This window comes from Streptomyces sp. NPDC046303 (assembly GCF_055588085.1).
Genome location: NZ_JBVJFA010000018.1, coordinates 110466 through 135619 on the forward strand (window position 1 = coordinate 110466; position 25154 = coordinate 135619).

Sequence of the window (25154 nt, forward strand, 5' to 3'; positions counted from 1 at the left end):
CCGTAGCACGATCGCGACGACCGTTCTCTCCCTCTTGTGGCCGATAGTGACGTTTTGGTGCTGTGTCAGCCTCTTGACGTCTGGATGCGCAAAGGCTCGACTTAAGGTTCACAAGTTGGAGAGACGTCGGGGTCTCGGAGCGTGAAGCGGTTCCCCGGCCGGGGGGCGACGGCTGGCCGTCGCTTATGGGCAGGAGTGGATGAGTCGTGCAGACTCCCGGATCGCAGTCCTCGCTGCATCGCGCGAATCTCGAACGGGTCGTGCGAGCGGTGCGGCTCGCGGGTTCGCTGACCCAGGCGGAGATCGCCCGCACCACCGGACTGTCGGCGGCCACGGTCTCCAACATCGTCCGTGAGCTCAAGGAGGGCGGGACCGTCGAGGTCACCGACACCTCGGCGGGCGGCCGGCGGGCCCGCAGCGTGTCGCTCAGCGGCGACGCGGGCATCGTGATCGGCGTGGACTTCGGCCACAACCACCTGCGGGTGGCCGTCGGCAACCTCGCCCACCAGGTGCTGGCCGAGGAGGCCGAGCCACTGGACGTGGACGCCTCCTGGGTGGAGGGCTTCGACCGGGCGGAAGCGCTGGTCGGACGGCTGATCGCGGGCATCGGGGTGAGCCTGGGCAAAGCGATCGGCGTCGGCCTCGGCGTCCCCGGCCCCATCGACGTGGAGTCCGGAACCCTCGGGTCCACCGCGATCCTGCCGGGCTGGGCCGGGATCAACCCGCGCGAGGAGCTCGCGCGGCGCCTCGGCGTGCCCGTGTACGTGGACAACGACGCGAACCTCGGGGCCCTCGGTGAACTCGTATGGGGGAGCGGGCGGGGAGTAAAAGACCTCGCCTACATCAAGGTGGCCAGCGGCGTCGGCGCCGGGCTGGTGATCAACGGTCAGATCTACCGCGGCCCGGGCGGCACGGCGGGCGAGATCGGGCACATCACCCTCGACGAATCCGGCCCGGTCTGCCGCTGCGGGAACCGCGGCTGCCTGGAGACCTTCGCCGCGGCCCGGTACGTGCTCCCGCTCCTGCAGAGCAGCCACGGACCGGAGTTGACGATGGAACGGGTGGTCGAGCTGGCCCGCGAAGGGGACCCGGGATGCCGCCGGGTCATCGCCGACGTGGGCCGCCACGTGGGCAGCGGCGTGGCCAGCCTCTGCAACCTCCTGAACCCGAGCCGGGTGGTGCTCGGCGGCTCCCTCGCGGAGGCGGGTGAACTGGTCCTGGCTCCCATCCGTGAATCAGTCGGAAGGTACGCGATTCCCAGCGCGGCCCGCCAGCTTTCGGTGCTCACGGGCTCTTTGGGCGGTCGGGCCGAGGTGCTGGGCGCACTGGCCCTCGTGCTCAGCGAAATGGGCGATTCGACGCTTTTGTCAGATCATGGAAGTGGAGTGCGAACTCCAGCCGCCATGTCTTCAGTTAGATAACGGATGGCACCGTTGTCATCTCGTTAAGGATTCACTCCTTGACGGCAAACTTGCGGCCGGGGTTGACTCACATCCACCTCGGCCGCAGTGTTGCGGCCTCGTCAGGGAGGTTCAAGTAATGAACACGCGTATGCGCAGAACCGCTGTAGCCGTCGCCGCCGGTGCCATGGCCGTCTCGCTCGCCGCCTGTGGCAGCGCCAAGGAAGCCGGAGACAAGACCAAGGAGACCGGCGCCGCGGCGGGTGATGCGATCAAGGTCGGTCTCCTGCTCCCGGAGAACCAGACCGCGCGCTACGAGAAGTTCGACAAGCCGCTCATCGAGAAGACGGTCAAGGAGCTCACCGGCGGCAAGGGCCAGGTCGTCTACGCCAACGCCAAGCAGGACGCGACCACCCAGAACTCCCAGGTCGACACGATGATCACCAACAAGGTGAACGTCCTCATCGTCGACGCGGTGGACTCCAAGGCCATCGCCGGCTCGGTCAAGAAGGCCAAGGACGCCGGCATCCCGGTCGTGGCCTACGACCGCCTGGCCGAGGGCCCGATCGACGCCTACACCTCCTTCGACAACGAAGAGGTCGGCAAGGTCCAGGGCAAGGCGCTGCTGGAGGCGCTGGGCGACAAGGCCAAGGACGGCCAGATCGTCATGATGAACGGCTCGGTCACCGACCCGAACGCCAAGCTCTTCAAGTCCGGCGCGCACTCCGTCCTCGACGGCAAGGTGAACATCGGCAAGGAGTACGACACCGTCGAATGGAAGCCGGAGAACGCCAACACCAACATGGCGGCCGCCCTCTCGGCGCTCGGCAAGGAGAACGTCATCGGCGTCTACTCCGCCAACGACGGCATGGCGGGCGGCATCATCACCGCCCTCAAGGCCGCCGGCCTGTCCACCCTGCCCCCGGTCACCGGCCAGGACGCCGAACTCGCCGGAGTCCAGCGCATCGTCGCGGGCGAGCAGTTCATGAGCGTCTACAAGCCGTACGCCCCCGAGGCCGAGGCCGCGGCGAAGATGGCCGTCGCCCTCGCCAAGGGCGAGAAGGTCACCGGCGTCACCACCTCCACGGTCGACAGCCCGACCACCAAGGGCGTCCCCGCCGTGCTGATCCCGGTCGTCTCGCTCACCAAGAACAACATCAAGGACACCGTCGTCAAGGACGGCGTCTACACGGTCGACGAGATCTGCACCGACAAGTACGCGGCCGCCTGCGCCACCCTCGGCCTGAAGTAAGGCCCCCTGCCGCCCACGAGGCGGCCCCCGTGCCTGACCGGCGCCCCGCACCTTCTTCCCCGCCACCGCGGGGCGCCGGGCAGAAACGTTCCCCCTAAGTCTTTATTTCCCCCATTCGCCCCGCTCCTGCTCTTTTGCACGACATCCCCGCCGGTCAGGCGGCGAAGGAGATGGTTCATGTGTCCGCTGCGCCCGTGCTGGCGTTGCGAGGGGTCTCGAAGCGGTTCGGCGCCGTTCAGGCCCTGACCGACGTAGAACTCGAGATCCACTCCGGTGAAGTGGTCGCCCTCGTCGGCGACAACGGCGCCGGCAAGTCCACGCTGGTCAAGACGATCGCCGGCGTGCACCCCATCGATGACGGCGTCATCGAGTGGGAGGGCCGCCCGGTCTCCATCAGCAAGCCCCACGACGCCCAGAACCTGGGCATCGCGACGGTCTACCAGGACCTCGCCCTGTGCGACAACATCGATGTCGTCGGCAACCTCTTCCTCGGCCGTGAGCTCAAGCGCCGCGGTGTCCTGGACGAGGTCGAGATGGAGCGCCGTGCCCGCGAGCTGCTGACCACGCTGTCCATCCGGATCCCCAGTGTCCGGATCCCTATCGCCTCGCTCTCCGGCGGTCAGCGCCAGACCGTGGCCATCGCCCGGTCGATGCTGGGCGAGCCCCAGCTCGTCATCCTCGACGAGCCCACCGCCGCCCTCGGCGTCGAGCAGACCGCACAGGTTCTCGACCTCGTGGAACGGCTGCGCGAGCGCGGCCACGCCGTCATCCTCATCAGCCACAACATGGCCGATGTGAAGGCCGTCGCCGACAAGGTGGCGGTCCTGCGGCTGGGCCGCAACAACGGCGTCTTCAAGGTCGCCGAAACCTCGCAGGAAGAGATCATCTCCGCCATCACCGGAGCCACGGACAACGCCGTGACCCGCCGGGCGGCCCGCACCGGGGAGGCCGGCAAGTGAGCACCGAGAATCCAGCCACCGACAAGCACCACGCGCACGCCGAAGCGGTCGCGGACCTGGCCAACCCCGCCGCCCCGGCGGACGCCATTCCCGCGGTGGACCCCCGCCTCCTGGTGCGCGAGCAGGGCTTCGGCGGCTACGTGACCGAGTTCGGCCGCAAGCTGAAGGCCGGCGACCTGGGCTCCGTACCGGTCGTCCTCGGCCTGATCATCATCTGGTCCATCTTCCAGGGCCTGAACTCGAACTTCCTCTCCCCGGAGAACCTGACCAACATCGCGATCACGATGGTCGCCACCGGCATGATGGCCGTCGGCATCATCTTCGTGCTGCTGCTCGGCGAGATCGACCTCTCGGTCGGCTCGGTCAGCGGCGTCTCGGGCGCGATCGTTGCCGTCCTCGCCGTCACCAACGGCGTGAACGAATGGCTGGCCATCCTCGCGGCCATCGCCGGCGGCGCCCTGATCGGCTCCATCCACGGCTTCTTCTTCGCCAGAATCGGCGCCCCGGCCTTCGCGGTCACCCTGTCGGGCCTGCTCTTCTGGTCCGGCGCCATGCTGCAGATCCTCGGCAGCAACGGCACGATCAACCTCGACTCCGAGGGCGTGGTCGGGCAGCTGACCACGTACTTCTTCTCGGAGGTGGCCGTCGGCTACGGCCTGGCGGCGGTCGCGGTGGCCGGATACTTCCTCGCCACCTTCTTCGACAACCGCCGCCGTGAGGCCGCGGGCGTGCCCTCCCGGCCGCTCGGCGAGATCCTGCTGCGCACCGGCCTGCTCGCGGTGTTCACCTTCGGTCCCGCGATCGTGTTCAACCAGTACAAGGGCCTGCCGCTCGCGGTGGTGCTGTTCGTGCTGGCCCTGGTCGCCACGGACTTCGTCCTGCGCCGCACGACCTTCGGCCGAAACGTTTTCGCACTCGGCGGCAGCGTCGAGGCCTCCCGCCGCGCGGGCATCAGCGTCACCCGGATCCGCATCACGGTCTTCGCCATCGCCGGCACCTTCGCCGCCATCGGCGGGCTCTTCTGGGCCTCCAAGATCGCGGCCGCCAACCAGAGCGCCGGCGCCGGCGACCTGCTGATGAACGTGATCGCGGCGGCCGTCATCGGCGGCACCAGCCTCTTCGGCGGCCGGGGCCGGACCTGGAACGCCCTCCTCGGCGTCATGGTCATCACCTCGATCCAGTACGGTCTGGCCCTGGAGGGCATCGCGACTCCGATCCAGTACATGATCACGGGTGCCGTACTGCTGGCCACCGTGGTGATCGACTCGGTCACGCGCAAGACACAGAAGACGGCCGGACGGGTCTGACCCCCGCCCGGTCGCCCGGGTCGCCGGTAAGACCCGTCACAGTGCCCGGTGCCACTTCGTGTGGCGCCGGGCACCCGTGCGTACAAGGCGGGGTGCGAGCCGCGTACGCCTGTGCGGGTATACGCCCGTTTGTGAGGTGTGACCCCGGGGTGGTGCGTACATGTATGACAAAGGTGTGACCCTCCCGGGGCGGCCCGATGACCGCGCCCGCCGACGGAACATTAGACTCGACAGACCAGCAAGCAACTGCAAGGAGGCACGGGTGCTGCTGACCCGCATCAAGGGACCGCGCGATCTGGACCGGCTCAGCCAGGAGGAGCTCGACCAGCTCGCCGCCGAGATCAGGTCCTTCCTCGTCGACGCCGTCTCCAAGACCGGCGGGCACCTCGGCCCCAACCTCGGGGTGGTCGAACTGACGATCGCCCTGCACCGGGTCTTCGACTCGCCCAAGGACAAGGTCCTCTTCGACACCGGCCACCAGGCCTACGTCCACAAGCTGCTCACGGGCCGCCAGGACTTCGCGGGCCTGCGCACCAAGGGGGGCCTGTCCGGCTACCCCTCGCGCGCCGAGTCCGAGCACGACGTGATCGAGAACTCGCACGCCTCCACCGTGCTGGGCTGGGCCGACGGCATCGCCAAGGCCAACGAGGTGCTCGGCCGCGAGGACCACCACGTCGCCGCCGTCATCGGCGACGGCGCGCTGACCGGCGGCATGGCCTGGGAGGCGCTGAACAACATCGCCGCCGCCAAGGACCGCCCGCTGGTCATCGTCGTCAACGACAACGAGCGCTCGTACGGCCCCACCATCGGCGGCCTCGCCAACCACCTGGCGACCCTGCGCACCACGGACGGCTACGAGCGCTTCCTCGCCCGCGGCAAGGACCTCCTGGAGCGCACGCCGGTCGTCGGCAAGCCCCTCTACGAGACCCTGCACGGCGCCAAGAAGGGCCTCAAGGACTTCATCGCCCCGCAGGGCATGTTCGAGGACCTGGGCCTGAAGTACATCGGCCCCATCGACGGCCACGACATCGAGGCCCTGGAGTCGGCCCTGCAGCGCGCCAAGCGCTTCAGCGGTCCGGTCATCGTGCACTGCCTCACCCAGAAGGGCCGGGGCTACACCCATGCGGAGCAGGACGAGGCGGACCGTTTCCACGGCATCGGCCCGATCCACCCGGACACCGGCCTGCCCGTCTCCACCGACGCCGCCAGCTGGACCTCCGTCTTCGCCGACGAGATGGTCAAGCTCGGCAAGGAGCGCGAGGACATCGTCGCGATCACCGCGGCCATGCTCCAGCCGGTCGGCCTGAAGAAGTTCGCGGACGCCTACCCCGACCGCATCTTCGACGTCGGCATCGCCGAGCAGCACGGCGCCACCTCGGCGGCGGGCCTGGCGACCGGCGGCGCCCACCCGGTCTTCGCGGTGTACGCCACCTTCCTCAACCGCGCCTTCGACCAGGTCCTGATGGACGTGGCCCTGCACAAGTGCGGGGTCACCTTCGTCCTGGACCGCGCCGGTGTCACCGGCACCGACGGCGCCTCCCACAACGGCATGTGGGACATGTCCATCCTGCAGGTCGTCCCCGGCCTGCGCCTGGCCGCCCCGCGCGACGCGGAGCAGCTGCGCGCCCAGCTGAACGAGGCCGTCCTCGTCAAGGACGCGCCGACCGTGGTGCGCTTCTCCAAGGGCGTCGTCGGCCCGGCCGTCCCGGCCGTCGGCCGCATCGGCGGCATGGACGTCCTGCGCACCCCGGCCCCCGAGGTCACCCTCCCGGACGTACTGCTCGTCTCGGTCGGCGCCCTCGCCCCGATGTGCCTGGAGATCGCCGACCTGCTGGACAAACAGGGCATCACCACCACCGTGGTGGACCCCCGTTGGGTCAAGCCGGTCGACGAGGCGCTGGCCCCGCTCGCCGAGCGCCACCGCGTGGTCGTCACCGTCGAGGACAACGGCCGCGCCGGCGGCGTCGGTTCCGCCGTCTCCCAGGCCCTGCGGGACGCGGGCGTCGACGTACCGCTGCGCGACTTCGGCATCCCGCAGCGGTTCCTCGACCACGCCTCCCGCAAGGAGGTCATGGCCGAGATCGGGCTGACCGCTCCGGACATCGCCCGGCAGGTCACCGGCCTGGTGGCCAAGCTCGACGGGCGCTACGACAGCGAGCCGGCCGCCGCCGTCGACTAGGACGCGTACCGGCCACCGGATTCACGCGCGGTTGCACGTCACGGGCCGGGAGATCACCCTTGAAGGGGTGGGCCTCCCGGCCCGTTCGCGTGCGTCACCTTGTTCGGAGGTGCGTTGGTGAGTACGGATTTGAACAGTCCTTTCCGCACCAAGTCGGTCGAGCAGTCCATTCGCGACACCGAAGAGCCGGAACATGCGCTCAAGAAGTCGCTCTCGGCCTGGGACCTGACCATCTTCGGCGTCGGCGTCATCATCGGCACCGGCATCTTCGTCCTCACCGGCAAGGTCGCCAAGGAGACCGCCGGCCCCGCCACCGCGCTGGCCTTCGTGGCCGCGGGCGTGGTGTGCGCGCTCGCCGCTCTCTGCTACGCCGAGTTCGCGTCGACCGTCCCCGTCGCCGGTTCGGCGTACACCTTCTCGTACGCCTCGATCGGCGAACTCCCGGCCTGGATCATCGGCTGGGACCTCGTACTGGAATTCGCCCTCGGCACCGCGGTCGTCGCCGTCGGCTGGTCGGGCTACGTCCGCTCGCTGATGGACAACGCCGGGATCCATCTGCCCCTCGCGCTCCAAGGGCCGGACATCGAGGGCGGCACCTTCGACCTGCTGGCCTTCATCCTGGTGCTGGTGCTCACGGCGATCCTGGTGGTCGGCGTGAAGCTGTCCGCGCGGATCACGGCGCTCGTCGTCGCGATCAAGGTCACGGTGGTGCTCATCGTGATCATCGCGGGCCTGTTCTTCATCAAGGGCAGCAACTACAAGCCCTTCATCCCGGACGCGGTGAAACAGGAGGGCGGCGCGGGGCTCGACGCTCCGCTGGTCCAGCTCATCTTCGGCTACGAGCCCACGAACTTCGGCATCATGGGCATCTTCACCGCGGCCTCCGTCGTGTTCTTCGCCTTCATCGGCTTCGACGTGGTCGCCACGGCCGCAGAGGAGACCAAGCTGCCGCAGCGGGACATGCCGCGCGGCATCCTCGGCTCGCTGCTGATCTGCACCGTGCTGTACGTGGCGGTCTCGCTCGTGGTGACCGGCATGCAGCACTACAGCGAGCTGTCGGTGAGCGCACCGCTGGCCGACGCCTTCAAATCCGCCGGGCATCCCGTGTACGGAGGCATCATCAGCTTCGGCGCCGCGGTGGGCCTGACCACGGTCTGCATGATCCTGCTGCTCGGCCAGACCCGGGTGTTCTTCGCGATGAGCCGCGACGGCCTGCTGCCGCGCTTCTTCTCGGTGACCCACCCGAAGTTCCGTACGCCGTACCGGCCGACGATCCTGCTCGGTGTGATCATCGCGATCGTCGCCGGGTTCACCAGCATCAACGAGCTGGCGACGCTGGTGAACATCGGCACGCTCTTCGCCTTCGTGGTCGTGGCGCTCGGCGTGATCATCCTGCGCCGCACCCGCCCCGACCTGCACCGGTCCTTCCGGACCCCGTGGGTGCCCCTGGTGCCGATCCTGTCGATCGCCGCCTCGGTCTGGCTGATGCTCAACCTGCCGGCCGAGACCTGGGTGCGCTTCGGCATCTGGATGGCGGTCGGCATCGTCGTCTACTACGCGTACGGCCGCAGCCACAGCCGGCTGGGCCGCCTGGGCCCCGACGCGAAGTACTAGTGCCGCGGCAGGCGATGGTGGCCGGTGAGGGCATCAGCCCTTGGCGGGGGAGTCCTTCGCGGAGGCCGGGATCTTCTGGTCCTTGCGGAGGGCTTCCCACAGCTGGGTCGCCTGCGGCTCGGCCACGACCACGCGGTTGGGGTCCACCTTGTCGTAGGCGACCGGCAGCATGATGGTCTCCATCGTCTCCGGGTCCACGCCCTTCATGCTCTGGGCGAAGTCGGAGAGCGCGGTGAGCGAGGCCAGTTCGCGGTCGGTGGTCAGCGATTTGGTCGCGGCATCGGCGAGCTTGTACAGGCGTGCCGGGTTGCCGAAGGCGTCCTGCTTCTTTATCTCGGACAGCATCGCCATCATGAACTGCTGCTGGAGTCCGATGCGTCCGAGGTCGCTGCCGTCCCCGTAGCCGTAGCGGGTACGGACGAACCTGAGCGAGTCGGTGCCGTTCAGCCGGTGCGTGCCGGCGTCCAGCTTCAGGCCGCCCTTGGCGCCGCTCATCGGCTTGTCCAGGGTGACGGTGACCCCGCCCAGCGCGTCGACCAGCCCCTTGAAGCCGGCGAAGTCCACCTCGACGAAGTGGTCCACGCGGACCCCGGACAGCTGCTCGACGGTGTTGACCACACAGGCCGGACCGGCCAGCGTGTAGACGGAGTTGAACATGACCCGCTTCGCCGACGGCAGGGTCTTGCCGTCCTTGGTCTTGCACTCGGGCCGGGTGACCAGGGTGTCGCGGGGGATGCTCACCGCGGTGGCCTTGGTCCGGCCCTCGGGTATGTGCACCAGCATCGCGGTGTCCGAGCGGGCTCCGCTGACGTCGCCGTGGTCGAGGTCGCCGTTGGCGCCGGCCCGCGAGTCGGAGCCGAGCACCAGGATGTTCTGCGCGTTCGCGGCCACCTTCGGCGGCCGGTTGTCGCCGATCGCCTGGTCCAGGTCGACGCTGGAGATGTTGCCGTCGAGGTGGCTGTACGCCCACCAGCCGGCCCCGGCAGCGCCCAGGATCAGTACGGCGACCAGCAGCAGGGTGATCCGCAGAATGCGGCGTCGGCGGCGCCTGGGCCGCGCGTGCGTGTCCGTCATGGGGGTGAATCTTAGACAGATATTCGAATGACCGAGGCCCGCCCCCGGAAGGGGGCGGGCCAGGCCGTGGATGACCCGTCCGCGACCCGGACTAGGCCGGGACGCTCGCGACGCCGGGGGCGAGGAACTTCTTGCCGTTCACGCGCTCCGAGACGCCTTCACGGTCCAGGTACGGCGTGATGCCGCCCAGGTGGAAGGGCCAGCCGGCGCCCGTGATGAGGCAGAGGTCGATGTCCTGGGCCTCGGCCACGACACCCTCCTCCAGCATCAGGCCGATCTCCTGCGCCACCGCGTCCAGGACGCGGTCGCGGACCTGCTCCTCCGTCAGGACCGAGTCGCCCTGCACCAGGAGGGCGGCGACCTCGGGGTCCAGCTCCGGCTTGCCGGAGTCGTAGACGTAGAAGCCGCGCTTGCCGGCCTTGACGACGGCAGCCAGGTTCGGGGAGACGGTGAAGCGCTCCGGGAAGGCGCGGTTCAGGGTCTCGGAGACGTGCAGACCGATCGCCGGGCCGACGAGCTCCAGCAGCACCAGCGGGGACATCGGCAGGCCGAGCGGCTCGATGGCCTTCTCGGCGGTGGCCACCGGGGTGCCCTCGTCGATGACGTTCTGGATCTCGCCCATGAAGCGGGTCAGGATGCGGTTCACGACGAACGCCGGGGCATCCTTGGTGAGGACCGCGGTCTTCTTCAGCTTCTTGGCGACACCGAAGGCCGTGGCCAGCGAGGCCTCGTCCGTCTGCTCACCGCGGACGATCTCCAGCAGGGGGAGGATCGCGACCGGGTTGAAGAAGTGGAAGCCGACCACGCGCTCCGGGTGCTGGAGCTTGGAGGCCATCTCCGACACCGACAGCGAGGAGGTGTTGGTGGCGAGGATCGCGTGCGCCGGAGCGACCGCCTCGACCTCCGCGAACACCTTCTGCTTGACGGACATCTCCTCGAACACGGCCTCGATGATGAAGTCCGCGTCCGCGAAGCCCTCGGCCTTGTCCAGGACACCGGTCACCAGGGCGGTCAGGCGGTTGGCCTTGTCCTGGTTGATACGGCCCTTGCCGAGCAGCTTCTGGATCTCGGCGTGGACGTAGCCCACACCCTTGTCCACGCGCTCCTGGTCGATGTCGGTGAGGACCACCGGCACCTCCAGGCGGCGCAGGAAGAGCAGCGCCAGCTGCGAGGCCATCAGACCCGCCCCGACGACGCCGACCTTGGTGACCGGACGGGCCAGGGACTTGTCCGGGGCACCGGCCGGGCGCTTGCCGCGCTTCTGGACCAGGTTGAAGGCGTAGATGCCCGAGCGCAGCTCGCCGCCCATGATGAGGTCGGCCAGGGCCGTGTCCTCGGCGTCGAAGCCGGCCTGCAGGTCGCCGTCCTTGGCCGCGGCGATGATGTCCAGCGCACGGTAGGCGGCCGGAGCGGCGCCGTGCACCTTGGAGTCCGCGATGAAGCGGCCCTTGGCGACGGCCGCGTCCCAGGCCTCGCCGCGGTCGATCTCGGCGCGGACGACCTCGGTGGTGCCGTTCAGGACGTTCGCGGTCCACAGGAGCGACTGCTCCAGGAAGTCCGCGCCCTCGAAGATCGCGTCGGCGATGCCGAGCTCGAAGACCTGCTTGCCCTTGAGCTGGCGGTTCTGGTTCAGCGAGTTCTCGATGATGACCGAAACCGCGCGCTCCGCACCGATCAGGTTCGGGAGGATGGCGCAGCCGCCCCAGCCCGGGACCAGGCCGAGGAAGACCTCGGGCAGCGAGAAGGCGGGGATGGCCTTGGAGACGGTGCGGTAGGTGCAGTGCAGACCGACCTCGACACCGCCGCCCATGGCCGCGCCGTTGTAGTACGCGAAGGTGGGGACGGCGAGCGCGGCGAGACGCTTGAAGACGTCGTGGCCGCCCTTGCCGATGGCGAGCGCCTCGTCGTGCTTCTTCAGCAGCTCGACGCCCTTGAGGTCGGCGCCGACCGCGAAGATGAACGGCTTGCCGGTGATGCCCGCGCCGACGATGGAGCCGGCGAGGGCCTCCTGCTCGACCTGGTCGATCGCCGCGTTCAGGTTGGCGAGCGACTGCGGGCCGAAGGTGGTCGGCTTGGTGTGGTCGAAGCCGTTGTCCAGCGTGATGAGCGCGAAGCGCCCGGCGCCGAACGGCAGGTCCAGGTGGCGGACGTGCGCGGACGTGACGACCTCGTCCGGGAACAGCTCGGCCGCGCCCTTCAGGAGCTCAGCGGTGGTGCTCACTTGGAGTCTCCCTCGGCGTTGAAGTTCGGGTTCTCCCAGATGACCGTGGCGCCCATGCCGAAGCCGACGCACATGGTGGTCAGGCCGTAGCGGACGTGCGGCTGCTCCTCGAACTGGCGGGCCAGCTGCGTCATCAGACGCACGCCGGAGGAGGCCAGCGGGTGGCCGAACGCGATGGCGCCGCCGTACTGGTTCACGCGGGCGTCGTCGTCGGCGATGCCGTAGTGCTCCAGGAAGGCGAGGACCTGGACCGCGAAGGCCTCGTTGATCTCGAACAGGCCGATGTCCTCGATGGACAGGCCGGCCTGGGCGAGGGCCTTCTCGGTGGCCGGGATCGGGCCGTAGCCCATGACCTCCGGCTCGACACCCGCGAAGGAATACGAGACGAGGCGCATCTTGACCGGGAGGTTGTTCTCCCGGGCGAAGTCCTCGGACGCGATGATCGCGGCGGTGGCACCGTCGTTGAGACCGGCGGCGTTGCCCGCGGTGACCCGGCCGTGGGTACGGAACGGGGTCTTCAGGCCGGCCAGGTTCTCCAGGGTGGTGCCCGGGCGCATCGGCTCGTCGGTGGTGACCAGGCCCCAGCCCGTCTCACCCGCGGCCGCGTTGGTGTTGCGCACCGAGATCGGCACCAGGTCCTGCTGGATCTTGCCGTCGGCGTACGCCTTGGCGGCCTTCTCCTGCGAGCGCACGGCGTACTCGTCGGCGCGGAGCTTGGTGATCGTCGGGTACCGGTCGTGCAGGTTCTCGGCGGTCATGCCCATGAACAGGGCGGACTCGTCGACCAGCTTCTCGGAGACGAAGCGCGGGTTCGGGTCCACGCCCTCGCCCATGGGGTGGCGGCCCATGTGCTCGACACCGCCGGCGAGGGCGACGTCGTACGCACCGAAGGCCACGCCGCCCGCGACGGCGGTCACGGCGGTCAGCGCGCCGGCGCACATGCGGTCGATCGAGTAGCCCGGGACGGACTGGGGGAGGCCCGCGAGGATGCCTGCGGTACGGCCCAGTGTGAGGCCCTGGTCGCCGATCTGCGTGGTCGCGGCGATGGCGACCTCGTCGATCTTCGCGGGGTCCAGGTCCGGGTTGCGGCGCAGCAGCTCCCGGATCGCCTTCACGACGAGGTCGTCGGCGCGGGTCTCGTGGTAGATGCCCTTCGGGCCCGCCTTGCCGAACGGGGTGCGGACGCCGTCGACGAAGACGACGTCCCTGACGGTACGAGGCACGTTGGCTCTCCTCCAGGTGCGGATGTGCACTGCTGCGCGGGGGCGGCTCGGCACGCAGTGCTGAGCGCCCGCTCACCCGGCCCATGCTACTTGCGGGTAACCCTCGTGCACACCCCCTCCCCGAACAGCGGCGAAGGTCACACCGCCCCGGACGGCACCAGCCCCCTCACGCCTCCACTGGACCAGACATCGAACATCCCCGCGAACGACGGTGAGCTGGTCAAGCGGCGCAGCCTCTTCCTGCCGGCACCGCTCCTCCCGCGCCAGGGCAGGGCGAGCGCGACCGACTTCGGCGCGCCGGTGTCGCTGCCCGTGTCCAAGCCGGAGGCGGCCGCGCCCTGGGAGCGCGTGGCGAACGACCTGCACACCATGTCCGAGCACTGGCTCAGGCACGGCAGGGTTGAGGGCGCGGCCTCCGGGATTGCCGCAGGGACGAGGACGGGGTCCTCACTCCGTTGGAATGAGGACCCCGCTCGTGCTCTCAGGCCGTGGCGGCCAGGGCGGTCACCAGGGCCGCGGTGACCTGCTCGATCTGCCACGGGCGGGCGCCGTAGCCGGCCAGGGCCTGCGCCACCGCATCCGCCTCGAGCCGCTGCGGCGGCTCCCAGCACAGCCGGCGGACCGTGTCCGGGGTGATCAGGTTCTCCTGGGGCAGGCACAGCCCCTCCGCGAGCGCCGAGACGGCCGCGCGGGCCGCCGAGAGCCGGGCCGCGGCGGCCGGGTCCTTGTCCGCCCAGGACCGCGGCGGCGGGGGGCCGGCCGGGGTCGCTCCGGGCTGCGGCAGCTCGTTCTCCGGCAGCGCCCTCGCCCGGTCCACGGCCGCCATCCACTGCTCCAGCTGGCGCCGGCCCATGCGCTGCCCGTATCCGGGCAGGGCGGACAGGGTCTGCACGTTCGCCGGCAGTGCCAGGGCGGCCTCGACGATCGCGGCGTCGCCCAGGACCTTGCCGGGTGACACGTCACGCCGCTGCGCGATCCGGTCCCTGGACTCCCACAGCTCCCGGACGACCGCCATCTGCCGGCGGCGGCGCACCTTGTGCATGCCGGACGTACGGCGCCACGGGTCCTTGCGCGGCGGCGCGGGCGGCGCGGCGGCGATCGCCTCGAACTCCTGGCGGGCCCATTCCAGCTTGCCCTGCCGGTCCAGCTCCTTCTCCAGTGCGTCCCGCAGGTCGACGAGCAGCTCCACGTCCAGGGCGGCGTAGCGCAGCCAGGGCTCGGGGAGCGGGCGGGTCGACCAGTCGACGGCGGAGTGGCCCTTCTCCAGCGCGTAGCCGAGCACGCTCTCGACCATCGCGCCCAGTCCGACCCGCGGGAAGCCGGCGAGGCGGCCGGCCAGCTCGGTGTCGAACAGGGAGGTGGGCACCATGCCTATTTCGCGCAGGCACGGCAGGTCCTGGGTGGCGGCGTGCAGGATCCACTCGGTGCCGGACAGGGCCTCGCCGAGTGCGGAGAGGTCGGGGCAGCCCACCGGGTCGATGAGCGCGGAGCCGGCGCCCTCGCGGCGCAGCTGCACCAGGTAGGCGCGCTGGCCGTAGCGGTATCCGGAGGCGCGCTCGGCATCGACGGCCACGGGCCCGGTACCCGCGGCGAAGGCCGCGACCACTCGGGCGAGGGCGTCGGCGTCGGCGACGACCGGGGGGATCCCCTCACGGGGTTCGAGCAACGGAATCGGCGGCCCATCGGACGAACTGACGACATCGTCCGGGGGGCCGCCCCCGGTGGTGGTGCGCAGGTCTGCTGCGGTCTCTTGGGCGTCGGTCACCGGTCAAGGGTATCCGTGGATGCGATGCGCCCGTCGCCGGAACGATCCGTCGACGGGCGCGGGAGGGGAAGGCGGACGTTTCCCGGGGTTTCCCCGGCATTCGTCCGGGAGCCTCGGGGCGGGAGCCTCGGGGCGGGAACCTCGGGCGGGAACCTCGGGCGGGTGGGGACCAGCGGAAGGGGATCAGCAGGAAGGGGTCAGCGGGGGGATCGGCGGGAGGGGATCGGCGGGAGGGGACCCGTCCTAGTGGATGATCCCGGTCCGCAGGGCTACGGCGACCATCCCGGCCCGGTCGCCGGTGCCCAGCTTGCGGGCGATCCGGGCGAGGTGGGACTTGACGGTCAGGGCGGACAGGCCCATCGAGACGCCGATGGCCTTGTTGGACTGGCCCTCCGCGACGAGGCGCAGGACCTCGACCTCGCGGCCGGAGAGCTCCCGGTAGCCGCCCGGGTGGCTCGGGGCACCCGGGGGGCGGCGGTGCATACGGGCGGCGGCAGCGCCGATGGGGGCGGCGCCGGGCCGGCTGGGGAGCCCGATGTTGGTCCGCGTGCCGGTGACGACGTAACCCTTCACGCCGCCCGCGAGGGCGTTGCGTACGGCGCCGATGTCGTCGGCGGCGGACAGGGCCAGGCCGTTGGGCCAGCCCGCGGCGCGGGTCTCGGAGAGCAGGGTCAGACCGGAACCGTCGGGCAGGTGTACGTCGGCCACGCAGATGTCGCGCGGGCTGCCGACGCGGGGGCGGGCCTCCGCGATGGACGACGCCTCGATCACGTCACGTACTCCGAGGGCCCACAGATGGCGGGTCACGGTGGAACGGACGCGCGGGTCGGCCACGACGACCATGGCCGTCGGCTTGTTCGGGCGGTAGGCGACCAGGCTTGCGGGCTGCTCGAGAAGAACGGACACCTAGGCCTCCTGGGGGAGTGGCGGGACGGCCGGCTCGGGGAAGGAAGCCGGTGCGAACCGTGCGGATGGTCACTGACTCCTTCGGCACGTCACCCGCCCGGCTTTAGGGAATGATCACGATTTGGTGAGTAACAATTCGGGCAATTCGGACGCACGATCGATCATAGGGTGATCAGAAGCCCACAACGGACGCCGCGTTGCGACACCCCGCCCGCCGGCTTCGACCGGGTGTTCCCCCACCCCTCGCGCGTCCGTACGGACCCGCCGCTACGGGTGGTGCGGACCGCGCCGCTGTGGCAGGGAGACCACGCCCGTGACGCTGTCGGTCGGCCCCACCGGCGGCAGCCCCGCGATCTGGCACAGCAGCTCGCACCACGCCGACAGGTGTGCCGAGGTGTCCGGCACCCCGCCCACGCCCTCGCGCGGCGTCCACGAGGCTCTGATCTCGATCTGCGTCGCCGGGCGCCGCTCGGCGAGCCCGCCGAAGTAGTGCGAGCTCGCCATGGTGACGGTCCCGCTCGCCTCCCCGTACCCCAGCCCGCGCGCCTCAAGCGCCCCCGTCAGCCACGACCAGCACACCTCGGGCAGGAGCGGGTCCGCGGCCATCTCCGGCTCGAGTTCCGCCCGTACGAGCGTCACCAGCCGGAAGGTCCCGTGCCAGGCCTCGTGCCCGGCCGGATCGTGGAGCAGGATGAGCCGGCCGTCGGCCAGGTCGTCCTCGCCCTCGACGACGGTCGCCTCCAGGGCGTAGGCGTACGGCGCAAGTCTCTGGGGCGGTTTGGCGGGGTCGATCTCGATCCCCGGACGCAGCCGCGCCTTCTTCAAGCCGTCGACCGCCCGCCGGAACGGGAGCGGGACGGAGCTCTCCTCCGCGCTGTCCATACCGTCAGCGCCATCTGAAAATCGTCCCTGAGCCGCAGCCATGCGGGGAAGACTAGGCGGAACGGGGGCCCGTGCGGCGCAGGGACACCCGCACCGGGCCGGGCAACTCTTCATACGTGCGAAGATTTGGGTCGTGAGTGCCAACGACCGCCCCACGGGCCAGCCGAGTCAGACGTACGATTCCGCCTTCCTGAAGGCGTGCCGGCGGGAGCCGGTGCCGCACACCCCGGTGTGGTTCATGCGGCAGGCCGGGCGCTCGCTCCCCGAGTACCGCAAGGTGCGCGAGGGGACCCAGATGCTGGAGTCGTGCATGCGGCCCGACCTGGTCACCGAGATCACGCTGCAGCCGGTGCGCCGCCACAAGGTGGACGCGGCGATCTTCTTCTCCGACATCGTGGTCCCGCTGAAGGCCATCGGCGTCGACCTGGACATCAAGCCGGGCGTCGGCCCGGTCGTCGCCCAGCCGATCCGCCGCCGCGAGGACCTCGCACAGTTGCGCGACCTCACCCCTGAGGACGTCTCGTACGTCACCGAGGCGATCGGCATGCTCACGGGTGAACTGGGCTCCACGCCGTTGATCGGATTCGCGGGTGCGCCTTTCACCCTTGCGAGCTACCTGGTCGAGGGCGGCCCCTCGAAGAACCACGAGCACACCAAGGCCCTCATGTACGGGGACCCGGAGCTGTGGGCGGACCTGCTGGACCGCCTCGCGGAGATCACCTCCGCCTTCCTGAAGGTCCAGATCGAGGCCGGCGCCTCCGCGGTCCAGCTCTTCGACTCCTGGGTCGGCGCGCTCGCCCCGGCGGACTACCGCCGCTCGGTGATGCCGGCCTCGGCGAAGGTCCTGGAGTCCGTCGCCTCGTACGGGGTCCCGCGGATCCACTTCGGCGTGGGCACGGGAGAGCTCCTCGGCCTGATGGGCGAGGCCGGCGCGGACGTCGTCGGCGTCGACTACCGGGTCGCGCTCGACGAGGCCGCCCGCCGGGTCGGCCCGGGCAAGGCGCTCCAGGGCAACCTGGACCCGGCCGTGCTCTTCTCCACCCCCGAGGCCGTCGAGGCCAAGGCGGACGAGGTCCTGGCGGCCGCCGCCGGCCTGGAGGGCCACGTCTTCAACCTGGGCCACGGCGTCCTCCCGACGACGGACCCGGACGCCCTCACCCGCCTGGTGGACTACGTCCACACCAAGACGGCCCGCTGAGCCGGAAACCCGGCCCGGCCACGATCGAAGCGCCGGTACCGTGCCCTGCGTGACAGCAGGGCACGGGCCGGCGTTTGGCATACCGGCGCACAGACCGGTGAACTTCGCCAGCCAGGCCGGCGATCTGCGGCACCCCGCCGTGGACGCGTTCCTGTCGGCCGTGGACCGGTCGATGAGCAGCAACAGCTCGGCCCGCTGGACCGCGCGGGGTTCACGGCCCGGCTGGAGTGGATGCTCTGCGGGGCGCCCAGCCCCTACGACCTGCACCACGCCCCCGCGGATGCCGCACCCCTGGTACGCGGCTTCGCCGATCAGCTGCTGCTGACCAACGGCTCCGCCTGAACGGGAACGCGGGTGAGCCGGGGTGTAGCGGCCGCTGCGTCACACCCCGGCCGAGCGCACCATGGAGACCGCCTTGCGGGCCGCCACCAGGATGGGGTCCCAGACCGGGGAGAACGGCGGTGCGTAGCCCAGGTCCAGGGAGACGACCTGCTCCACCGTCATGCCCGCCGTCAGCGCGACCGCCGCGATGTCCACCCGCTTCGCGGAGCCCGCGCCGCCCACGATCTGGACCCCCAGCAGGCGGCCCGTGCGGCGCTCCGCCAGCATCTTGACCGTCATCTCCGCCGCGCCCGGGTAGTAGCCCGCGGCGGTGGTGGAGGTGATGGTGGCCGTCACGAACCGCAGGCCCGCCTCCAGCGCGTCCCGCTCGCGCAGGCCCGTACGGGCGATCTCCAGCTCGCAGACCTTGCTGACCGCCGTGCCGACGACCCCGGGGAACGTCGCGTAGCCGCCGCCCACGCCCGAGCCGATGACCTGGCCGTGCTTGTTGGCGTGCGTGCCCAGCGGGATGTGCCGGGTGCGTCCCGCGACCAGGTCCAGGACCTCCACGCAGTCGCCGCCCGACCAGATGTTCTCGTGGCCCCGGACCCGCATCGAGAGGTCGGTGAGGATGCCGCCCGAGGAGCCGAGGGGAAGGCCCGCGGCCCGGGCCAGGGACGTGCGCGGCTCCACGCCGATGCCGAGCACGACCACGTCCGCCGGGTACTCCCCGCCCGCCGCCGTGGCCACCGCCCGGGCCCGGCCCTCCTCGTCGGTGAGGATCTTCGTCACCTCGGCGCGGGAGACCGTACGGATCCCCATGCGGTTCATCGCGCTGTGCACCAGACCGCCCATGTCCGGGTCCAGGGTGGCCATCGGCTGCTCCCCCCGGTGCAGGACGGTGACCTCGTAGCCCCGCCCGACCAGGGCCTCCGCCATCTCCACGCCGATGTAGCCCGCGCCGACGACGACCGCCCGGCGGCCCTCGCTCCGCGCGGGGCCGCCCTGGAGTTCCAGAGTCGTCATCAGGCGCTGGCCGTCGTCCAGGGTCTGGATGCCATGGACCCCGTGCGCGCCGATGCCGGGCAGCCTCGGCCGGACCGGCCGGGCGCCCGTGGCCAGGACGAGCTTGTCGTAACCCGTCCAGGATTCGGAGCCGGTGTCCAGATCGCGGGCGCGCACCCGCGATCCGGGCAGATCGAGCTCCACGACCTCGGTCCGGGTGCGCAGGTCGATGTCCCGGGCCCGGTGCTCCTCGGGGGTGCGGGCGATCAGGTCGTCGCGCTCGGGCACCAGGCCGCCGACCCAGTACGGGATCCCGCACGCGGAGTACGAGGTGAAGTGCCCGCGCTCGAAGGCGACGATCTCCAGCTCCGCCGCGCCCTTGAGCCGCCGGGCCTGTGACGCGGCGGACATGCCCGCCGCGTCACCCCCGACCACCACCAGTCGTTCCCTTGCCGCCGCCATCGTCCGCACCGCCCCTTCGCCGCCGCTCACCGGATGGTGAACACGCTACGGGCGCACGCGCGTTCAGTCCTGCACGCCGGCCCCGGCGGCGTCACCGGAAGGCGAGGCGGAAGGCGCCGGCCGGGCCGACGGCACCGCGACCCCCTCCGGGGCCGCGACCCCCTCCGGGGCCGGGCCCGCCTCCGGGGCCCGGCCCGCCTCCGGGCCCGGGCCCGCCTTCGGCTTCGCCGGTCGGAACCTCCGGTACAGCCGGTACCCCAGCCCCGCCAGCGCGGCCGCCAGCGCGAACGGCAGCAGCGCGCCGACCGCCACCGTCAGGTAGCGCACGATCTTCGTGAAGACCTCCCAGCCGCCGCGCAGGGCGCCCAGGAAGGTCGGGTCCTGCTCCTTCTTCTTCTCCTGCGCCACCGGCTTCGCGGGCGGCTCCGACACCTCCAGCGTGATCGTCCCCAGGGAGGTCTGGTCCTTCAGGGCCGTCTGCTGCGCCAGCAGCGACTCCAGGTCGGACTGGCGGCGGCTGAGCTCGCTCTCGAGCATCACCACCTCGCTCAGGGCCGAGGCCTTGCCCATCATCTCCCGCACCCGGGCCACGCTGGCCTGCTGCGACGCCACCCGGCTGCCGATGTCGGCGACCTTCTCCGTGACGTCCTGGGCGTCGACCTTGCGGTGCAGGAGCTTGCCGCTGCCCTCCATCGCGCCGAGCACCGCGTCGTAACGCTCGCCCGGCACCCGCAGGGTGAGCGTGGAGGTCATCCGGCCGTCCCCGCCGCGTTTGGTGGACTCGTTGCCGACGTAGCCGCCGGCGCCGCCGGCCGCGGTGCGGGCCGCGGCGAGGGTCTTCTGGACGTCCTCCGTCTCGATGCCGAGCGTCGCCGTGCGGATGACGTTGGGGCGGACGGCGACCGGCTGCTGTCCGCTCGCGGCGGGAGACCCGGCGCCTGACGCCGCCGGGGCGGGGGCCGCCGCCGCTCCCTTCGCGCCTTCCGGGGCCTTGTTGTCCTGGGCGGGTGCGACCGCCGCCTTGTCGTGCGCGCTGTCCATGCTCCCGCCGGAAGCGCCGCAGCCGGTGAGCGCGAGCGCCCCGGCCAGGGAGAGGGCGCCCGCCAGGGCCGCCGCAGAGCGATGCATCGTGTCAAACCCCCGAGTTTCGGCTGCTGTTGCCGCTTCGACGTACAGAGTCCCGCCGCGGGTTTCACTCCGGCGGTCCCGGCCCGATCCCGATGCGGTCACGGTCCGGCCTCGGTGCGCGGCCGGTGATCGGTCTGAGACGATGTGTCCATGCACGAAGCGGACATGCGTACGGATCGCCCCGGCCGGACCCGGCACGTCGTCGTCGTCGGCGGCGGCATCGCGGGCCTCGCGGCGGCCCACAAGCTGCTCGCCGAGGGCGTCCGCGTCACGCTCCTGGAGGCCGGGCCGCGCCTCGGCGGCAAGCTGCGGGCCGGTGAGCTCGCCGGCGCCCCGGTCGACCTCGGCGCCGAATCCGTGCTGGCCCGCCGACCCGAAGCCGTGGACCTGGCCAAGGCCGTGGGCCTCGGCGCGGCCCTCCAGCCGCCCGCCACCGCCACCGCCCACCTGTGGACCCGCGGCGCGCTGCGGCCGATGCCGCGCGGGCACGTCATGGGCGTCCCCGGCGACCTCGGGCCGCTCGCCGCCTCCGGGGTGCTCTCCGCCGAGGGCCTCGCCCGGATCGAGGCCGAGCACGCGCTGCCGCCCGCCGAGATCGGCGAGGACGTCGCCGTCGGCGAGTACGTCGCCGCCCGGCTGGGCCCCGAGGTCGTCGACCGGCTCGTGGAACCGCTGCTCGGCGGGGTGTACGCGGGCAACGCCTACCGCATCTCCATGCGGGCGGCCGTTCCCCAGCTCTTCGAGGCCGCCCGTACGCACGCCCTGCTGGGCGACGGGGTACGCGCACTGCAGCGCCGGGCGGAGGCCCAGCCCCAGCCCGCCGGCCCGGTCTTCGCCGGCATCGAGGGCGGCATCGGACGGCTCCCGCTCGCCGTGGCCGAGGCCTGCCGCTCGGCCGGGGCGCGGATCGCCACCGGCACCCCGGTCCGCGAGGTCGTCCGTACCCCCGACGGCTGGCGGGTCGCGGCCGGCACCGAGGTCATCGAGGCCGACGGGGTGATCCTGGCGACCCCCGCCGGGCCCGCCGCCCGGCTGCTCGACGGGCTCGCACCGGCCGCCGCGGCCGAGCTGCGCGGGGTCGAGTACGCCTCCATGGCCCTGGTCACGATGGCCTTCCGCCGCTCGGACCTGCCCGCCGCCCTCGCCGACGGAGGCGCGAGCGGGTTCCTCGTACCGCCCGTCGACGGGCGGACCATCAAGGCCTCCACCTTCTCCAGCAACAAGTGGGCCTGGGCCGGGGCCGATCCGGAGCTGTTCCTGCTGCGCACCTCCGTCGGCCGGCACGGCGACGAGAAGGACCTGGAGCGCGACGACGCGGAACTGGTCGAGGTCTCCCTCGCCGACCTCGGGACGGCCGTGGGCCTCGCGGCCCGGCCGGTGGCCTCCACCGTCACCCGCTGGGACGGCGGGCTGCCCCAGTACCCCGTAGGCCACCTCGGCCGGGTGGCCCGGATCCGCACGGCCGTCGCCGCCCTGCCGGGCCTCGCGGTGTGCGGCGCGCTCTACGAGGGCGTGGGCATCCCCGCGTGCATCGCCGGCGCGGGCAAGGCCGTGGACGCGGTGCTCGCCGCCCTCGGCCCGGGATCGGCACCCCTGGCGCAGACCACTGATCAGCACACGGGACAATAGGCACATGACTGCACCAGAGAAGATTCCCAACGCGGGGAAGAAGGCGAAGGACCTCAACGAGGTCATCCGCTACACCCTGTGGTCCGTCTTCAAGCTGAAGGACGTCCTCCCGGAGGACCGCGCCGGCTACGCCGACGAGGTCCAGGAGCTGTTCGACCAGCTGGCCGCCAAGGACATCACCGTCCGCGGCACCTATGACGTCTCCGGCCTGCGCGCCGACGCGGACATCATGATCTGGTGGCACGCGGAGACCGCCGACGAGCTGCAGACCGCGTACAACCTGTTCCGCCGCACCAAGCTGGGCCGCGCCCTGGAGCCGGTCTGGTCGAACATGGCCCTGCACCGCCCGGCCGAGTTCAACAAGTCCCACATCCCGGCCTTCCTGGCCGACGAGGTCGCCCGCGACTACGTCAGCGTGTACCCCTTCGTGCGCAGTTACGACTGGTACCTGCTGCCCGACGAGGACCGTCGGCGCATGCTCGCCGACCACGGCAAGATGGCCCGCGGCTTCCCGGACGTGCGCGCCAACACCGTCGCCTCGTTCTCCCTGGGCGACTACGAGTGGCTGCTGGCCTTCGAGGCCGACGAGCTGTACCGCATCGTCGACCTCATGCGTCACCTGCGTGCCTCCGAGGCCCGTATGCACGTCCGTGAAGAGGTGCCCTTCTACACCGGACGCCGCAAGTCCGTCGCCGATCTGGTGGCCGGGCTCGCCTGATACCTCCCCTGGGGGGAAGGGCCGGAGGACTGCTCGTGACACAAGAGCCGCCTCCGGTGGATCGGGAGGCCCTGCCCCCGAAACGACGCAGCCGGAGATCCCGCCCGGAAGTTCAGACGACAGGCGGCAGCACAGCCCCGCGGGCACGTGCTGCCCGGTCGTCCAGCGACACCGGTGCGGGCTCCGGATGCGGCGCACACGTGACACGCCACCCTGAGGTGTCACCCGTCAGCAGATACCGCTCCACGTGACGGTCCACGCAGTCATTGCGTCCGCCGAAGACCCCGTGGCTGCCGGCCCCCCTCTCCGTGACCAGCGCGGCCTGGGCGCCCAGCCGCCGCTGGAGCTCCAGCGCACCCGGGTACGGGGTCGCCCCGTCCCGTTCCGCCGCGACGATCAGCGTGCGGGGCAGCCGGGCCTGCGGGGCGCCCACCGCCGCCGGCCGCTGCCGGACCCGCACGGGCCAGGAGGCGCAGGGCAGGTTCAGGAAGGCGTTGGACCAGGTCTCGAAGGGGGCCGTGCGGGCCAGTTCGGTGTGGTCACGGTCCCAGGTCTCCCAGCCCGCGGGCCACGGGGCGTCGTTGCAGAGCACCGCCGTGTAGACGGCCGTCGCGTTCTCGGCCTCGGTGGCCGCCGCCGGATCCGGGGCCGCCTGACCGGCCAGCGGCTCGGGATCGCCGCGCAGGAAGGCCGCCAGCGCCGCCGCCCGGTCCGGCCAGACCTCGTCGCGGTAGGCGGTGTCGAGGTACGCCGCGTGGAGCTCGCCCGTGCCGATGCTGCCGCCCACCGGGGTACGCGCCACCGCGTCCCGGACCCGTTCCCAGCTCGCCTGCACGGCCGCCGGGGTGTTGCCGAGACCGTACGCGGCGTGGTGGCGGGCCACCCAGGCGCGGAAGTCGTACCAGCGGCGCTCGAACGCGGGGGCCTGGTCGAGGTTGTTGCGGTACCAGACGCGCGCCGGGTCGGGGTTGACCGCCGAGTCGAACACCATGCGGCGGACGTGGCCCGGGTACCGGGTGGCGTAGACCGCGCCCAGGTAGGTGCCGTACGAGGCGCCCCAGAACGTCAGCTCCGCCTCGCCGAGCGCGGCGCGCAGCACGTGCAGGTCGCGCACGTTGTTCAGCGTCGTGTGATGCGGCAGGGCGGCGCCGGCCCGCTCGGCGCAGCCCCGGCCGTACGCCCGGGCGGCCGCGCGCCGCCGCTCCTTGTCCGCGGCGGAGGGGTGGACCGGGACCTGGGTGGGGCCCGCGGCGCGGGCGGCCGGGTCCTGGCAGGACAGCGGGGCGGAGCGGCCGACGCCGCGCGGCGCGTAGCCGACGAGGTCGTAGGCGGCCGCGATCCGCTGCCAGGCGGGGAGCGGGGCGAGCAGCGGGAAGTACATGCCGGAGGCGCCGGGCCCGCCGGGGTTGTGGACGAGGGCGCCCTGCCGGGCGGCGCCGCCGGCGCGGCTCGCCGGCACCCGGCTGACGGTGAGGGAGATCTGCGGGCCGTCGGGGCGGGCGTAGTCGAGCGGGACGCGCAGGCTCGCGCAGCGCACCGGGTCGGGCAGTTCCTCGACGGCGGGGCACTTCCCGAAGGCCAGGCGCGAGGCGGCGGCGCGGCGGGCGGCGAGCGCGGCGCCCGCCGACTCGGCATCCGGGGCGGGGGCCGCTGCCGCCGGGGCGGCGGCGCAGACAGCGGTGGCCAGCAGGGCGAGGGCCACCGACGCCGGGGCGGCGGCCGCGTGGCGTGCGGGTGTCTTCCGCATGGCGGCCCCTTCTCCCCCCGGTCGGCTGGAGGTGCCCCCAGCGGATGGTCCGATGAGATGACCAGGGCGCCGTACGGAAGTAAAGGATCACCGGAGGGTGTCGGGCCTCAATGGCCCCGTTGCCGTGCGATCCCCCCCGGTTGCCGCACCCGGCGCCGCCCCGG

Annotated in this window: 18 protein-coding genes; 9 read left to right on the top strand and 9 right to left on the bottom strand. The window is 71.6% G+C overall.

What is annotated here, in order from left to right; genetic code table 11:
- Positions 1-206: 206 nt before the first annotated feature.
- The 6 genes from ACZ6I1_RS20435 to ACZ6I1_RS20460 all read left to right on the top strand — a co-directional run bounded on the left by ACZ6I1_RS20435 (position 207) and on the right by ACZ6I1_RS20460 (position 8711).
- A complete protein-coding gene (locus tag ACZ6I1_RS20435) occupies positions 207-1421 on the top strand; it encodes an ROK family transcriptional regulator (protein WP_469289067.1) in 1215 nt (404 codons plus the stop codon).
- 118 nt (positions 1422-1539) lie between these two features.
- Entirely contained in the window at positions 1540-2652 is a 1113-nt protein-coding gene (locus tag ACZ6I1_RS20440; protein ID WP_469289069.1) for a sugar ABC transporter substrate-binding protein, read from the top strand.
- Positions 2653-2822: 170 nt separating this feature from the next.
- Complete coding sequence (locus tag ACZ6I1_RS20445) at positions 2823-3611, top strand: ATP-binding cassette domain-containing protein (protein WP_446592077.1); 789 nt, start codon at positions 2823-2825, stop codon at positions 3609-3611.
- Positions 3608-4918, top strand: a complete 1311-nt coding sequence (locus ACZ6I1_RS20450) for a sugar ABC transporter permease (RefSeq protein WP_469289071.1) — start codon at positions 3608-3610, stop codon at positions 4916-4918. The genes ACZ6I1_RS20445 and ACZ6I1_RS20450 overlap by 4 nt, the downstream gene beginning before the upstream one ends.
- 262 nt (positions 4919-5180) lie before the next feature.
- Positions 5181-7097 (top strand): 1-deoxy-D-xylulose-5-phosphate synthase, encoded by a 1917-nt coding sequence (gene dxs / locus ACZ6I1_RS20455; protein WP_469289073.1) that lies wholly within the window; start codon positions 5181-5183, stop codon positions 7095-7097.
- 117 nt (positions 7098-7214) lie between these two features.
- A complete protein-coding gene (locus ACZ6I1_RS20460) occupies positions 7215-8711 on the top strand; it encodes an amino acid permease (protein WP_469289075.1) in 1497 nt (498 codons plus the stop codon).
- A 33-nt stretch (positions 8712-8744) separates the two neighbouring features.
- On the opposite strand, the gene ACZ6I1_RS20465 is transcribed toward ACZ6I1_RS20460, so the two are convergent.
- The 6 genes from ACZ6I1_RS20465 to ACZ6I1_RS20490 all read right to left on the bottom strand — a co-directional run bounded on the left by ACZ6I1_RS20465 (position 8745) and on the right by ACZ6I1_RS20490 (position 16824).
- Positions 8745-9785 carry an LCP family protein gene (locus tag ACZ6I1_RS20465; RefSeq protein WP_469289076.1) on the bottom strand — a complete coding sequence of 347 codons (1041 nt, stop codon included), beginning with the start codon at positions 9783-9785 and terminating at the stop codon, positions 8745-8747.
- Between the two features lie 91 nt (positions 9786-9876).
- On the bottom strand, positions 9877-12006 hold the full coding sequence (locus ACZ6I1_RS20470) for a 3-hydroxyacyl-CoA dehydrogenase NAD-binding domain-containing protein (RefSeq protein ID WP_469289078.1): 2130 nt from the start codon (positions 12004-12006) through the stop codon (positions 9877-9879).
- Complete coding sequence (locus ACZ6I1_RS20475; RefSeq protein ID WP_469289080.1) at positions 12003-13229, bottom strand: thiolase family protein; 1227 nt, start codon at positions 13227-13229, stop codon at positions 12003-12005. The genes ACZ6I1_RS20470 and ACZ6I1_RS20475 overlap by 4 nt, the downstream gene beginning before the upstream one ends.
- 481 nt (positions 13230-13710) lie before the next feature.
- Positions 13711-14994 carry an HRDC domain-containing protein gene (locus ACZ6I1_RS20480; protein WP_469289082.1) on the bottom strand — a complete coding sequence of 428 codons (1284 nt, stop codon included), beginning with the start codon at positions 14992-14994 and terminating at the stop codon, positions 13711-13713.
- A gap of 243 nt (positions 14995-15237) precedes the next feature.
- Complete coding sequence (locus ACZ6I1_RS20485; RefSeq protein ID WP_069922445.1) at positions 15238-15900, bottom strand: helix-turn-helix transcriptional regulator; 663 nt, start codon at positions 15898-15900, stop codon at positions 15238-15240.
- Between the two features lie 267 nt (positions 15901-16167).
- The gene (locus ACZ6I1_RS20490) at positions 16168-16824 is read right to left on the bottom strand and encodes a DUF3000 domain-containing protein (RefSeq protein ID WP_469289084.1); all 657 of its coding nucleotides are present in this window, start codon (positions 16822-16824) and stop codon (positions 16168-16170) included.
- Positions 16825-16915: 91 nt separating this feature from the next.
- Between ACZ6I1_RS20490 and hemE the strand changes: the two genes are divergently transcribed.
- Positions 16916-17980, top strand: a complete 1065-nt coding sequence (gene hemE / locus ACZ6I1_RS20495) for a uroporphyrinogen decarboxylase (protein WP_469289085.1) — start codon at positions 16916-16918, stop codon at positions 17978-17980.
- A 381-nt stretch (positions 17981-18361) separates the two neighbouring features.
- On the opposite strand, the gene ACZ6I1_RS20500 is transcribed toward hemE, so the two are convergent.
- Together ACZ6I1_RS20500 and ACZ6I1_RS20505 are read right to left on the bottom strand one after the other, a co-directional pair.
- Positions 18362-19768 (bottom strand): FAD-dependent oxidoreductase, encoded by a 1407-nt coding sequence (locus ACZ6I1_RS20500; protein WP_469289087.1) that lies wholly within the window; start codon positions 19766-19768, stop codon positions 18362-18364.
- 63 nt (positions 19769-19831) lie between these two features.
- A complete protein-coding gene (locus tag ACZ6I1_RS20505; protein WP_469289089.1) occupies positions 19832-20896 on the bottom strand; it encodes a DUF4349 domain-containing protein in 1065 nt (354 codons plus the stop codon).
- A 165-nt stretch (positions 20897-21061) separates the two neighbouring features.
- Here ACZ6I1_RS20505 and hemG point away from each other — a divergent pair, with 165 nt between their 5' ends.
- Positions 21062-22525, top strand: a complete 1464-nt coding sequence (gene hemG, locus ACZ6I1_RS20510) for a protoporphyrinogen oxidase (RefSeq protein WP_469289091.1) — start codon at positions 21062-21064, stop codon at positions 22523-22525.
- A gap of 4 nt (positions 22526-22529) precedes the next feature.
- Positions 22530-23243, top strand: a complete 714-nt coding sequence (gene hemQ, locus ACZ6I1_RS20515; protein WP_362588796.1) for a hydrogen peroxide-dependent heme synthase — start codon at positions 22530-22532, stop codon at positions 23241-23243.
- A 112-nt stretch (positions 23244-23355) separates the two neighbouring features.
- Here the strand turns inward: hemQ and ACZ6I1_RS20520 are convergent, their stop codons facing one another.
- On the bottom strand, positions 23356-24990 hold the full coding sequence (locus ACZ6I1_RS20520) for an alpha/beta hydrolase (RefSeq protein WP_469289093.1): 1635 nt from the start codon (positions 24988-24990) through the stop codon (positions 23356-23358).
- Positions 24991-25154: the final 164 nt, after the last annotated feature.

Excerpts from the sequence above, each read along its gene's own strand:
- ACZ6I1_RS20445 (WP_446592077.1), top strand. The coding sequence starts at position 2,823 with ATGGTTCATGTGTCCGCTGCGCCCGTGCTGGCGTTGCGAGGGGTCTCG.
- ACZ6I1_RS20505 (WP_469289089.1), bottom strand. The coding sequence starts at position 20,896 with ATGCATCGCTCTGCGGCGGCCCTGGCGGGCGCCCTCTCCCTGGCCGGG.
- hemG (WP_469289091.1), top strand. The coding sequence starts at position 21,062 with ATGCGTACGGATCGCCCCGGCCGGACCCGGCACGTCGTCGTCGTCGGC.
- ACZ6I1_RS20520 (WP_469289093.1), bottom strand. The coding sequence starts at position 24,990 with ATGCGGAAGACACCCGCACGCCACGCGGCCGCCGCCCCGGCGTCGGTG.
- ACZ6I1_RS20490 (WP_469289084.1), bottom strand. The coding sequence starts at position 16,824 with ATGGCTGCGGCTCAGGGACGATTTTCAGATGGCGCTGACGGTATGGAC.
- hemQ (WP_362588796.1), top strand. The coding sequence starts at position 22,530 with ATGACTGCACCAGAGAAGATTCCCAACGCGGGGAAGAAGGCGAAGGAC.
- ACZ6I1_RS20440 (WP_469289069.1), top strand. The coding sequence starts at position 1,540 with ATGAACACGCGTATGCGCAGAACCGCTGTAGCCGTCGCCGCCGGTGCC.
- ACZ6I1_RS20465 (WP_469289076.1), bottom strand. The coding sequence starts at position 9,785 with ATGACGGACACGCACGCGCGGCCCAGGCGCCGCCGACGCCGCATTCTG.
- ACZ6I1_RS20500 (WP_469289087.1), bottom strand. The coding sequence starts at position 19,768 with ATGGCGGCGGCAAGGGAACGACTGGTGGTGGTCGGGGGTGACGCGGCG.